The following is a 13,041-nucleotide window of genomic DNA, read 5'->3' on the forward strand; positions in this document are numbered from 1 at the left end:
GGAAAATACTTTCCCAAGAAAGCCGATCCCTCAATGCTTTTTGAGAACTCCTTCCTGTGCAAATCCGGAAATGTCCAGTTTTCACACAGCCTCCGGACAAAGGCGACATCAGACCTTTTCAGGCAAGCGGGAACATGGACTTTGGTGCATCTCTTGGGCGCCAAAACATTATAAAAAATACATGAATATCAAATTCCTACTGCCCGTCGGCAGTTTTGTTATCCATGATACAACGGCAGGCGTCGATACAGATTTTTGACCGACCTTTAAAGTGTGATTGAGTAATTGACTCAACGCGTGGCTACGCGTTGATTAAACGGCTAATGATTGGAAGTTCAGACGTCAGACCTTCGACCTTGCGGGACCTATGAGTTCTGGGTCTAGTTCCGCGTGACGACCCTGATCTGTCGATAAATGCCGGGGACGATAAAGGGAATGGTCTTTACGGCTGGAGCAAGCGTCGCGCCCAGGTCCTCTTGGGCAATATCGAAGGGTGAGTTGCGATAACTCCCTCGTTGGGTTTCATCCCACTAACCCAAAATAGGCTTCGAACTACAAAGTGTGGTCCCTCAAATTGGTTTTGTACTTCTTCTTCTGTGCTTCGGTCCAACCAGCCTTAGCTCGCTTCCATGGTTTGCCATCATCGTCCAAGTAGGCAACCCTATTTGAACGCTTTATGCCTGTACTCTTGGACTTAGATCCGCCGAACAACTCCTCAATCGATACGCCAAGCTCTTTGGCCTTCTCTTTCAGAATGCTTCTAGCGTTTTTTACTCTCTCAGCTTCCTTACGAGCTCGGACCAACTGAGCTTCTTCGATAAGGACAATCAGCTCTTCTTCCTTCATGCTCTCCAAGATTTTGAGTGCTTCTGCCCAGTTCTTTTCTAGATGCTTTCGGTCGACTGCCATGTCATTTCTCCTCGTTGGCTTTCTTAGCGTTACAGCTATTTCCTTAAAGGATAGAGTAACCAAGAGACCCTTTTTTGCATCAGCCCCCATATGGTACACAGACAAGGAGGTTTCCTTTACATGGTATGGTTTTTCAAGTTGGCTTTGTATTTCTTCTTCTGTGCGTCCGTCCAACCATTCTTAGCACGCTTCCAAGGCTTACCATCATCGTCTAGATAGCTCACTGTTTCCTGACGTTTTGCACTTTGGTTCTTAGTCTTTGATTTAGAAGGGCCATCCTCATTGTGTGAGAACTCATTGGCCATTTGACGTAGCTTAGTTAGCAGTTCTTCAGCTTCGTCGTGAAAGTTGGCATCTCTGACCTTCTTTACAAGTTGCTGAACCCTTGGCTTCATCTCTTCCACAAGTTCATCAATCTCAGATTTTGCCTTGGTGCGAACCTCAGATATAATCTCTGACCAGTCACGTTCTTGTTCCTGTTTAGCCATGTCGTTCCTCCACATTAAATTGGATAGCCTTCTTCCTTGCGTTACAGTTAGTGAAGCAATGACCATGCAGCAAGAACAATGAAGTGAGACTATCGCTTTGGATCAAGTTGTGTAATTTAAATATATTTGACAAAACAATGATTTAACTGGGATCTATTGCTGGTCGTGTCAATCATAATCTTTTTCAAGCCATAGGGTTAGGGCAAAAAGGCATAACTGAGAGCCCGTAGAGTTAATACGAGTGCCGCCCAGATTACGACCCCTCGCACTAACTTTGACTGCCCTTTCAATATGAGTGGATGTCCGAGTAGGTAGATACCGAGACCGATTGCACTGGCGGACAGGGCATCGTGTGCCAGATTCAATTCCATACGATATTTCCTTGAAGTTGATACTTGAATGTCTAGCCCGTACGCCGCGATGATAACTTTGATCTAACTCAAGGCGAACGAATGCCTGCGGTGCTAGCATAGGCTCATTCCCCCAAGGAAGGCTTCATCCCGAAGCAAGCATACTGACCCCGTGATCATCAGATCGCGGGGTTTTCTTTGTGAGTACCTGGGACAGATCGCGCCACTACGCGTGTTGTGTCAAACAGCCCGCATCAAACGAAATTTTTACAGATCAGATGTCCTCGATCAGAACGACGCCCGGCAACGACTTCAGTGCGCCCTTGATCTGAGCCGAAACCGGCCAGCCATCCCCGATCGACACCGAGACATCCTGCGGCGCGCCCGGCAACGGCACAGAAAGCGCCGTCAGGATAATCTCGCCCCGGGATCGGATCGATTTATCGTCCTTGAACCGCTCCAGAACCGATTGCACCATGGGCACGGCAACTTCGTCGTCGATCATCACGTTCAGACCGGCCGTGGCGGCGTCCACAATTCCGTCAATTGGGGCCGCAGACCGGGCAATTGGGTCGAACTGACCCTCGTTAAAGCGCGCCTCAAGGGTCATCACGACCTGCGTGGTCTGCTCGAAGACTTTGCGCATCGTCTCGAAGTCATCGGGGAACAAGGCCATGCCCGATACCTGCCCGGTCGGGTCTGAGATGTTCATCCGGAAAAAACGTGTGCCGCGCCCGGATTTTCGTTCTTGCAAGGCCGAAATAACCACCCCAACCCGCGCGATGGCGGCACCTTCGGCCTCGGCCTTCGCTTGCAAGTCGGCAAGGGTTATCAATCCTTTGCGCCTCAGCGCCGGCGCATAGTCATCCAGGGGGTGCCCAGACAAATAAAACCCGATTGCAGTCTGCTCCTCGACCAACCGCTCGTTCGGCAACCAGTCGTCGACGGGCGACAGGCGCGGCTCGGGTAGGTCATCGCCAGCTTCCCCAAACAGTGATACCTGAGCGCTGGCACGTTGCTCATGAACAGCCGCCGAATAGGCCGCCAAGGGGTCCAAAGACTGGAATATCCGCCGCCGGTTCGGGTCCAGCTGATCAAAAGCGCCGGCGCGCGCAAGCATCTCCAAAGGCCGCTTGCCCACCCGTTTTAATTCCACACGCCGTGCAAGGTCGAAGACATTTACAAACGGCTTGTCGCCGCGTGCGCCGACGATCAACCGCATCGCCTCGACGCCAACGTTCTTCAGCGCCCCAAGCGCGTAGACCAGCTTCTGTTCGCCCACCGTAAACGTCGCCTGGCTGCGGTTCACACAGGGCGGGATGATCTCAATCTTAAGCCCGCGCCGCACCTCGTTGGCGTAAACATCAAGCTTTTCGGTCAGATGCAGATCGCAATTCATCACACCCGCCATGAATTCGACAGGATGGTTCGCCTTCAGCCAAGCTGTTTGATAACTGACGACCGCATAGGCGGCAGCGTGGGATTTGTTGAAGCCGTAGTTGGCGAACTTATCGAGAAGGTTCCAGACCTCCATCGCCTTCTTTTTATCGACGCCATTTTTGGCTGACCCCTCAAGGAATTTTGGACGCTCAGCGTCCATTGCTTCCTGAATTTTCTTGCCCATGGCGCGCCGCAACAAGTCCGCGCCTCCGAGCGTATATCCCGCCATCTCCTGCGCGATCTGCATCACCTGTTCCTGATAAACGATGATGCCTTGGGTCTCGTCCAGAATGTGATCAATCGACGGATGCAGCCGCTCGCGTTCGGCGCGGGCGTTCTTCACGTCGCAATACTGCGGGATGTTCTCCATCGGTCCGGGGCGATAGAGCGCTACAAGCGCCACGATGTCCTCGATACAGGTGGGCCGCATGCGCCGAAGCGCATCCATCATCCCCGAGCTTTCCACCTGAAAAACCGCAACCGTGCGCGCCTTGGCGTAAAGCTCGTAGCTCTTTTCATCATCCAGCGGGATCATGCCAATATCGTTCTCGGTCCCGGAGTCCGGCTCATAAAGTCTCGTGCCATCCGCCGCGACATCCAGTGTTCGGCCACTGGCAAGAATTTGATCAATCGCGTTTTGAATGACCGTCAGCGTCTTCAGCCCGAGAAAGTCAAACTTGACCAAACCGGCCTGCTCGACCCACTTCATATTGAACTGTGTTGCCGGCATTTCGGACCGTGGATCGCGGTAAAGCGGCACCAGTTGATCCAAGGGCCGGTCGCCAATCACTACGCCTGCCGCGTGGGTCGAGGCATTTCGCAATAGCCCTTCAACCTGCTGGCCATAATCCAACAGCCGCGCGACGATCTCCTCGGCCTTCGCCTCTTCGCGCAGACGCGGCTCGTCGGCCAAGGCCTTCTCAATCGAAACTGGCTTCACACCTTCAACCGGGATCAGCTTGGACAGCCGATCAACCTGCCCGTAAGGCATCTGCAATACGCGGCCCACGTCGCGCACAGCGGCCTTCGACAAAAGCGCACCAAAGGTGATGATCTGCCCTACCTTGTCGCGGCCATATTTCTCCTGCACATAACGGATCACCTCTTCGCGGCGTTCCATACAGAAGTCGATGTCAAAATCCGGCATCGAGACACGCTCGGGGTTCAGAAACCGCTCAAACAGCAGCGAATACCGTAAGGGATCAAGGTCGGTGATCGTTAGCGCATAGGCGACCAATGAACCCGCACCCGACCCCCGGCCCGGACCCACCGGAATGTGTTGATCTTTCGCCCATTTGATGAAATCGGCAACGATCAGAAAATAACCGGGGAAGCCCATCCCCTCGATGATCCCAAGCTCAAACTCCAGCCGCTTTTCATACTCTTCAACCGGCGCCACTGCCTCGATCACTGCAAGACGATCTTTCAACCCGGCAAACGACTGGCGACGGAGTTCTTCAATTTCATTATCGGCGAATTTCGGCAGGATCGGATCGTGTTTCTCGACGGCAAAACCACAGCGCCTCGCAATCTCAACGGTGTTCTCCAATGCCTCAGGCAGGTCGGCGAACAACGTCGCCATCTCGGCGGGTGTCTTGAAATAGTGTTGCGGCGTCAGGCGACGGCGGGGGGCTTGCTGATCAACATATGCGCCGTCGGCAATACAGATCAGCGCGTCATGCGCCGCGTACATCTTCTGATCTAAGAAATAGACGTCATTGGTCGCGACAATCGGCAAATTCATTGCATAGGCCATCGCGATCTGAGGCGCTTCGGTCAGCTTCTCGGCTTCCGGTGCTTGCCCGGTTTCCGTCGGGTGTCGCTGTAACTCCACATATAGCCTGTCGCCAAACGTTGCGGCCAACCGGGTCATCAAAGCCTCGGCTTTCGGCTGTTGCCCTGCGCGCAGCAAACGCCCGACAGGCCCGTCCGGCCCGCCAGTCAGACAAATTAACCCTTCGGAATACTCGGCCAAATCGTCCAGCGTCACATGTGGCCAATCCGCTTCACGCAGATACAAAGCCGAATTTAGCTTCATAAGACACTCATATCCGGCCCGCGTTTGCGCTAGCAAAACAATCGGCGCTGGGCGCACAGGCTTTTCCCCCGTGGCAGGGGTCACGTAGGCCAGATCAACCTGACATCCGACAATCGGCTGGATGCCCGCGCCAAGTGCCGACACAGAAAACTCCAACGCCGCGAACATGTTGTTCGTATCAGTCACTGCCACAGCGGGCATTCCGGCCTTGTCGCAAAGCCCGGGCAGCTTTTTCAGACGCATCGCTCCTTCAAGAAGCGAGTATTCTGTATGGAGGCGAAGATGAATGAATCGGGGTTGGGTGCTCATGGAGCCACCTTAAGAATCCGTGACGCCCAGCGAAAGATCGAAGTGACCACTTGTGCCAAAAAACGCCTCGCCGACTGGACGAGGCGTCTTTGCAAACGTGTGGCTCAGGTCAGGTGCTGAGTGAACCAGCCGATGGTGCGATCCCAGGATAACCCCGCCATCGCTTCGTCGTAACGCGGAGTCGAATCGTTGTGAAACCCGTGGTTGGCGTTTGGATAGATATGTGCCTCGTAGTTCTTGCTGTTTGCCTTCAGCGCGGCCTCATAATCTGGCCAGCCTGCATTGATGCGCTCGTCCAATTCCCCGTAGTGCAGCAAAAGCGGCGCCTGAATTTTAGGCACGTCCTCAACGGACGCCTGCCGCCCGTAATAAGGCGCCGATGCTCCCATCTCAGGGAAGGCCACCGCCAGCGCGTTGCAAACGCCGCCACCATAACAAAACCCGACCGCACCGACCTTGCCGGTGGAATCATCTCGGTTCAGCAGGTGTTCGAAGCCGTTGAAGAAGTCGTTCATCAACTGCGTCCCGTCGACCGTCCGCTGCAGGTCCCGTCCTTCGGCATCATTGCCCGGATACCCGCCAACCGACGTCAGACCATCCGGTGCCAGTGCCAGGAAGCCTGCCTTCGCTACCCGACGTGCCACGTCCTCGATATAAGGGTTCAGTCCACGGTTCTCGTGGATAACGAGTACCGCAGGCAGTTTCGCGGGCGCATCCGCCGGTTTCACCAAATAGCCGCGCACATCGCCCGTGCCGCCTGGCGATGGGTAGGTAATATACTCTGGCACAATCTCGGGGTCATTGAACGAAACCTGCTCGGCCAGCGCATAATCTGGGCTCAGCATTCCAAGCAACGCCGTCGCCGTCAGTCCGCCAATCGCGTATGTACCGGCGCGGTCTAAAAATTGGCGCTTGGTTATCTTGCCGTGGGCGTAAAAGTCATAGAGGTCTAAAAGTTCCTGATCGAAGTCCTTCGCAGTCATACGGTTCATTGAAAATCTCCATGGTGGACACGGGCGGCAGGATATCCACCCATCCAAAAGATAAACTAATCGGGCCAACGTCCAACTAGAATAATGTGCCAGTGCAGCTTTTGCTTGCAAAATATGCGCTGCGGCGGTCTCAATGGGCATAAGACTAAAAGCGCGTGCTCTCTACGCCGCATCGACGGCGCGCAAATACCTTTTGATCTTTGGGTAAGGCGGCTGGATTTCAAATGACGATTAAGTTTTCTCTGAACGGGGAAACGGTTGAGGTGGATGTTCCGCCGACCACTTCGCTTCTGGATTGGCTGCGCGAGGAACGCGGGCTGACCGGAACGAAAGAAGGTTGCAACGAGGGCGATTGTGGTGCCTGCACTGTCATGGTCACCGGAGACGACGGTGCGCGCGCCCTCAACGCCTGTATTCTGTTCGTTCCGCAACTGCACGGCAAAGCGGTGCGCACCGTTGAAGGAATCGCGGGTTCCGACGGCACCCTGCATCCGGTCCAGCAGGCCATGATTGAAAAGCACGGCAGTCAATGCGGGTTTTGCACGCCGGGTTTTGTCGTCTCGATGGCCGTGGGGCATCTTCAGGGTCGCACGGACCACGACGATGTGCTCGCGGGAAACCTTTGTCGTTGCACTGGATACGCCCCAATTGTGCGCGCAGCCGAAGCGTCCGCAGATGCGCCGGTTCCGACCTGGATGCGCGACACACCCGTTGACGCCGCCCCGCTTGGCTTCGCGCCGGAAACCACGGATGCGCTGGCCGACTGGTACGAAGCGCACCCCGATGGCACATTGATCGCTGGCGCCACTGACGTCGGTCTCTGGATAACCAAACAGCTTCGCGACCTTGGCGATATCGCTTTCCTGAACCGTTGCCGCGATCTTCAAAAGATCGAAGTCGAAGATACAACTATTCGGATAGGCGCCGGGGTCACGATGGCCGATCTCATGCCGATATTGCGCGAACATCATCCTTCTTATGCCGAAATGGTACGCCGCTACGGATCCGAACAAGTCCGTCAGGCCGCGACGATCGGCGGCAACATCGCAAACGGCTCGCCCATCGGAGACAATCCACCGGCCCTCATCGCCCTGGATGCGACGCTTCATTTACGCAAAGGCAGCGCGCAACGCTCCATTCGCATCGAGGACTTCTTCATTGAGTACGGCAAGCAGGACCGCACGCCAGGGGAGTTTGTCGAAGCCGTAACGATCCCTAGTGCCGCGCCCAATCTGCGGTGCTACAAGTTGTCCAAGCGCTTTGATCAGGACATTTCCGCTGTCTGCGGTTGCTTCAATCTCACTATTGAGAACGACGTGATCACAGCGGCCCGGATCGCATTCGGAGGCATGGCAGGGGTTCCAAAGCGTGCCGCCAATGTCGAAGCAGCTCTTCTCGGTCAATCGCTGTCAGAAGACACTGTTCGCGCTGTTTTGCCCATCTTTAGTGACGATTTCTCACCATTAAGCGACATGCGCGCGAGTGCGGAATATCGCCTCAGGACCGCGCAAAACCTTTTGCTCAGATATCTCCATGAACTTTCTGGCCAAACCGTCTCAGTTCTGGAGGTTTCGCCATGAGTGTCGCAAAATCCCTCCCGCACGATGCCGCCGCACTTCATGTGACAGGGCAGGCGCGTTACGTCGATGACATCCCCTTGCCAAAGGGCGCATTGCACCTGGCGTTTGGCGTTTCGCACATCGCGCATGGCCGCATGTCTTCGGTCGATCTTGCGGCTGTCCGCGCGGCTTCCGGTGTGGTCGCGGTCCTCACGGCGGACGATCTGCCCTTCCACAACGACGTCTCCCCTTCTCCAAGCCCGGAACCTCTTCTGGCGGTCGATACGGTCCACTTTGTCGGACAACCTATTTTCCTTGTGATCGCGACCAGCCATCTTGCCGCCCGAAAGGCTGCGAGGCTGGGCAAAATCGAGATCGAAGCCCTTCCGCCGATCCTCACCATAGACGAGGCAATCGACGCCAAGTCGCATTTTGAGGATGGACCTCGCATTTACGAAAAAGGCGACGCGGAAAACGCAATCGCCTCTGCCGTGCAATCCTTAGAGGGCTCAATCGACATCGGCGCGCAGGAACACTTCTATCTCGAGGGTCAGGCCGCCGCCGCTTTGCCGCAGGAGGGCGGTGATATGGTGGTCTATTCGTCGACCCAGCACCCGACAGAAATCCAGCACAAAGTAGCCGAAGCGCTGGGCAAACCCATGAATGCCGTGCGTTGTGAAATACGTCGGATGGGCGGAGGTTTTGGTGGAAAAGAAAGCCAAGGCAACCACTTAGCCGTTTCTTGCGCAGTCGCCGCTGCGTTGACGGGGCGGCCCTGCACGATGCGCTACGACCGCGACGACGATATGATGATCACCGGTAAACGCCACGATTTCCGCATTGACTACCGGGTAGGCCACGACGCCGAGGGGCGTATTTCGGGCATCGATTTCCTTCAACTCTGCCGCTGCGGCTGGTCGATGGATTTGTCGTTGCCGGTTGCTGACCGCGCCATGCTTCATGCAGACAATGCCTATCATATCCCGAATATGCGCATTGAATCGCACCGGCTGAAGACAAACACCCAATCGGGCACCGCGTTTCGCGGGTTTGGTGGACCACAAGGTATGCTGGGGATCGAGCGTGTTCTTGACCATGTCGCCCATGCCGTGGGCCGAGACCCGATCGACGTGCGTCGCCTGAACTACTACCGCGCCGCCGCGCCCACGGGCGCCGGAACCGGCAAACGCATTGGCGGAGAGCATTCTCCCAACGCCGAAGACCTCGCCGTGCAGACGACGCCCTATCACATGCCGGTCGAAGACTTCATTCTGCACGAGTTGACCGCGCAGCTTATCGAAACCAGTGACTATAAAGGGCGAAAAGCCGCGATTTCCGAATGGAATGCGAAGAACCCGACCCTTAAAAAGGGGATCGCTTTCAGCCCGGTCAAGTTCGGGATCAGTTTTACCCTGACGCATCTCAATCAAGCCGGGGCATTGGTGCACGTCTATCAGGACGGCTCGATCCACTTGAACCATGGCGGCACCGAGATGGGGCAGGGTTTGTTCCAGAAAGTCGCTCAGGTCGCGGCAGCGCGATTTGGCGTTGATGTTTCAAGGGTCAAAATCACTGCGACAGATACTGGAAAAGTGCCAAATACCTCGGCCACCGCCGCGTCGTCCGGCTCAGATCTGAACGGAATGGCGGTAAAGGTCGCCTGCGATAAGATTCGGGACCGTTTGGCTGAATTCGTGGCGCAACGTGCCCAAACGGATGTCGCTAACGTGCGGTTTGAGAATGGCATGGTGCATGTCTGCAGTGAAAGTCTGCCCTTTGAGGACGTCATCAGCGATGCCTACATGAACCGCGTCAGCCTATCGGCCACCGGATTCTATAAGACCCCAAAAATCGTGTGGGACCGCATCAAAGGCGAAGGTCGCCCGTTCTTCTATTTCGCTTATGGGGCTGCCATGACCGAAGTCGTTATAGACACTCTTACGGGGGAAAACCGGATTTTGCGGGCCGATATCCTGCATGATGCCGGCGCGTCTTTGAACCCCGCTCTGGACATCGGGCAAGTAGAAGGCGGCTATGTACAGGGTGCGGGCTGGCTCACCACCGAGGAACTTATCTGGGATAACAAGGGCCGGCTGCGCACGCACGCGCCGTCGACTTATAAGATCCCCGCGTGCTCGGATCGTCCGGACATATTCAATGTTGGGCTTTGGGAGGGCGAAAACCGTGAGGAGACGATCTATCGCTCGAAAGCGGTGGGCGAGCCGCCGCTGATGCTTGGTATTTCGGCTTTTCTGGCACTTTCAGACGCGGTTGCTGCCTGTGGCGAAACCTACCCCGATCTTGAGGCCCCCGCAACGGCCGAGCACATCATTGAAGCGGTCGAGAGGGTGCGCTCATGACATTCTCGCCAGGCGATATCCGCCGCCTTGCACCGGTCGCCCGCGTGGTCGTCGCCTCAACGCAAGGCTCTGTTCCCCGCGAGGTGGGGGCGTCTATGCTTGTGACAGCGAACACCGTCGAAGGCACCATCGGCGGCGGCGCTTTGGAATTCGAGGCCATAAAGACGGCGCGCGAGGCGCTGGCCGCCGGCACTGATCGAATGGACCGAAAGCCACTTGGCCCATCGCTGGGCCAATGCTGCGGTGGCGCGGTCTCTGTCTTGACCGAAATCTGGGACGAAAACCGGCTGAATGCTCTTATTAGTGACATGATTGCGCGACCATTGCCCGGCACAACAACCGAAATGCCGCTCTCTGTGCAGCGTATTTTGGCAGACCATCGGGCCAAAGGCATCGCGCCGCGTGCGGGCGTCGTATCCGGGTGGATGGTCGAGCCGCTGACCCGCCCGAACCGCGCTATCTGGGTTTGGGGCGCGGGCCATGTCGGGCGCGCGATCGTTTCGGTTTTGGGCCCCTTGCCTGACCTTGGTTTGGTCTGGATCGACAGCGCCCACGACCGGTTCCCAGCTGATATCCCGCACGGGGTAAAGACTCTGATTGCCGAAAATCCGACCGATCTTGCCTCGCTTGCCCCGTCCCATGCAGAGCACCTTGTTTTGACCTACAGCCATGCGCTTGATCTTGAACTGTGCCACCGCATTCTTGGAGGGGCCTTTGGGCGTCTTGGGCTTATCGGATCGGCCACCAAACGCGCGCGGTTCCAGTCTAGATTGCGGGTTTTGGGGCACTCAACCGCCCAAATTGACCGCATGGATTGCCCCATCGGGGATCCTGCCTTGGGCAAACACCCGCAAGCGATTGCACTTGGGGTGGCGACGAACATCCTGAATACAGGGGAAAAGGGGATACAGATGATCGGTAAGCGCGCGTGACGGCTCTTTTGTCCGTTCAGGGTCTACGCAAGGCCTATCCAGGTGTTGTCGCAAACGATGACGTCTCTTTCACGGTTGGAAAAGGCGAGGTTCACGCGCTTTTGGGCGAAAACGGCGCAGGAAAGTCGACCCTGGTTAAGATGGTTTACGGCCTGGTTAAGCCCGACGAGGGCCAGATGACTTTCAACGGCGACAGCTATACACCAGGCAGCCCACACGAGGCCCGTTCCACTGGCGTCGCGATGGTGTTTCAGCACTTTTCGTTGTTCGAAGCACTTGATGTGGCGGAAAACGTCGCGCTTGGTATGGAAAACCCGCCGCCAATGCGGGAGCTGGCTGCCAGCATCCGCGAGGTCTCCGAGACCTACGGCCTGCCGCTTGATCCGACGCGATTGGTGGGTGATCTCTCCGCGGGTGAACGCCAAAGGGTTGAGATCATTCGCTGTCTTTTACAGGACCCTAAGCTTTTGATCATGGACGAGCCGACGTCTGTCCTCACTCCGCAAGAGGTCGATATTCTGTTCGAGACGCTGCGCAAGCTGCAGGCAGAAGGCACCTCAATCCTCTATATTAGTCACAAACTCGAGGAGATCCGCTCTCTTTGCGATGGAGCGACCATTCTGCGGTTGGGTAAAGTTGTTGGGTCGTGCGATCCCCGCGACAAGTCCGCGCGCGAGTTGGCCGAGATGATGGTCGGCACGGAACTGAAAACGCCAACCTCTACCCGACACGCGCTTGGAGACGTGCTGCTGACGCTGAAAAATCTGTCTGTGAAATCGCCGAACCCTTTCGGAACATCCTTGAAAGATGTTTCGTTCGATGTCCGCGAAGGCGAAGTCCTTGGAATTGGCGGGGTGGCGGGCAACGGCCAGGATGAACTTCTTGGCGCGCTTTCGGGCGAGCTATTAACCACCTCAGACGCTGTCCAGTTAAAGGGCCAGGCCATCGGCCACCTCGGCCCGAACCAGCGCCGCGAATTGGGCGTGCTGGCCGCCCCGGAAGAACGCCTTGGTCACGCCGCCGCTCCTGACATGAGCCTTGTGGAAAACGCGGCCCTGTCGGGTTGGGTGCGCATGGGTATGGTGAAAAACGGCTTCATCGATTGGTCCAAAGCCCGCAGTTTTGCCGAGAAAGTCATCGCTGACTACGATGTTCGCACGCCATCATCTGCAAATGCCGCGCGCGCGCTTTCGGGCGGAAATCTGCAAAAATTCGTTATCGGACGTGAAATTCTACAAGATCCGGATATCCTTGTGGTGAACCAGCCGACCTGGGGCGTTGACGCAAGTGCTGCGGCTTCGATCCGGCAGGCGATACTTGATCTGGCGGCAGGTGGCGCTGCTGTCGTTTGCATCAGTCAGGATCTCGATGAGCTTATGGAAATCTCGAACCGGTTTGCCGCCCTCAACGAAGGTCGCCTCAGCGAGCCACGGCCTGCCCAGGGCCTTACAATCGAAGAAATTGGTTTGATGATGGGCGGCGCACACGGCATGGAAGTTGCCCATATCCACGAAGCGGAGGGCGCATGATGGTTCGTCTGGAAAAACGCCCGACGCCCTCCAGGAAGTGGGCCTACCTGACGCCACCCATCGCGGTCATCGCCACAATGATCGCAGGTGGCATCCTGTTTGCCTTCCTTGGGAAAGACCCCGTTGTGGCGATCC

At 56.3% G+C, this 13,041-nt stretch carries 9 protein-coding genes; 5 read left to right on the plus strand and 4 right to left on the minus strand.

Going from position 1 to position 13,041, the window contains the following annotated elements; all coding sequences use genetic code 11:
* Nucleotides 1–259: hypothetical protein (locus AC221Y_RS12255; protein ID WP_486707413.1), on the plus strand; the 259-nt coding region annotated here is incomplete at its 5' end.
* 293 nt (nt 260–552) lie between these two features.
* On the opposite strand, the gene AC221Y_RS12260 is transcribed toward AC221Y_RS12255, so the two are convergent.
* The 4 genes from AC221Y_RS12260 to yghX form a co-directional block, all read right to left on the minus strand.
* Nucleotides 553–1,014 carry a hypothetical protein gene (locus tag AC221Y_RS12260; protein ID WP_299754417.1) on the minus strand — a complete coding sequence of 154 codons (462 nt, stop codon included), beginning with the start codon at nt 1,012–1,014 and terminating at the stop codon, nt 553–555.
* An 11-nt stretch (nt 1,015–1,025) separates the two neighbouring features.
* Entirely contained in the window at nt 1,026–1,397 is a 372-nt protein-coding gene (locus tag AC221Y_RS12265; protein ID WP_299754419.1) for a hypothetical protein, read from the minus strand.
* Nucleotides 1,398–2,021: 624 nt separating this feature from the next.
* A complete protein-coding gene (gene dnaE, locus AC221Y_RS12270; RefSeq protein ID WP_486707414.1) occupies nt 2,022–5,534 on the minus strand; it encodes a DNA polymerase III subunit alpha in 3,513 nt (1,170 codons plus the stop codon).
* Nucleotides 5,535–5,638: 104 nt separating this feature from the next.
* On the minus strand, nt 5,639–6,526 hold the full coding sequence (gene yghX / locus AC221Y_RS12275) for a YghX family hydrolase (RefSeq protein ID WP_299754422.1): 888 nt from the start codon (nt 6,524–6,526) through the stop codon (nt 5,639–5,641).
* Nucleotides 6,527–6,750: 224 nt separating this feature from the next.
* Here yghX and AC221Y_RS12280 point away from each other — a divergent pair, with 224 nt between their 5' ends.
* From AC221Y_RS12280 to AC221Y_RS12295, 4 genes are read left to right on the plus strand one after another with little or no spacing between them, the layout of a single operon-like run.
* Nucleotides 6,751–8,106, plus strand: coding sequence for a xanthine dehydrogenase small subunit (locus AC221Y_RS12280; protein WP_486707415.1), 1,356 nt, complete (start codon nt 6,751–6,753; stop codon nt 8,104–8,106).
* On the plus strand, nt 8,103–10,445 hold the full coding sequence (gene xdhB / locus AC221Y_RS12285) for a xanthine dehydrogenase molybdopterin binding subunit (protein ID WP_299754426.1): 2,343 nt from the start codon (nt 8,103–8,105) through the stop codon (nt 10,443–10,445). Before AC221Y_RS12280 ends, xdhB begins: the two co-directional genes overlap by 4 nt.
* On the plus strand, nt 10,442–11,377 hold the full coding sequence (xdhC, locus tag AC221Y_RS12290; protein WP_486707416.1) for a xanthine dehydrogenase accessory protein XdhC: 936 nt from the start codon (nt 10,442–10,444) through the stop codon (nt 11,375–11,377). The genes xdhB and xdhC overlap by 4 nt, the downstream gene beginning before the upstream one ends.
* A complete protein-coding gene (locus AC221Y_RS12295) occupies nt 11,374–12,906 on the plus strand; it encodes an ABC transporter ATP-binding protein (RefSeq protein WP_299754430.1) in 1,533 nt (510 codons plus the stop codon). The genes xdhC and AC221Y_RS12295 overlap by 4 nt, the downstream gene beginning before the upstream one ends.
* The last annotated feature ends 135 nt before the right edge of the window (nt 12,907–13,041 follow it).

Source organism: Boseongicola sp., assembly GCF_057460485.1.

Coding starts and splice junctions, on each gene's coding strand:
- AC221Y_RS12265 (WP_299754419.1), bottom strand. CDS start 1,397: ATGGCTAAACAGGAACAAGAACGTGACTGGTCAGAGATTATATCTGAG.
- dnaE (WP_486707414.1), bottom strand. CDS start 5,534: ATGAGCACCCAACCCCGATTCATTCATCTTCGCCTCCATACAGAATAC.
- yghX (WP_299754422.1), bottom strand. CDS start 6,526: ATGAACCGTATGACTGCGAAGGACTTCGATCAGGAACTTTTAGACCTC.
- AC221Y_RS12280 (WP_486707415.1), top strand. CDS start 6,751: ATGACGATTAAGTTTTCTCTGAACGGGGAAACGGTTGAGGTGGATGTT.
- xdhB (WP_299754426.1), top strand. CDS start 8,103: ATGAGTGTCGCAAAATCCCTCCCGCACGATGCCGCCGCACTTCATGTG.
- xdhC (WP_486707416.1), top strand. CDS start 10,442: ATGACATTCTCGCCAGGCGATATCCGCCGCCTTGCACCGGTCGCCCGC.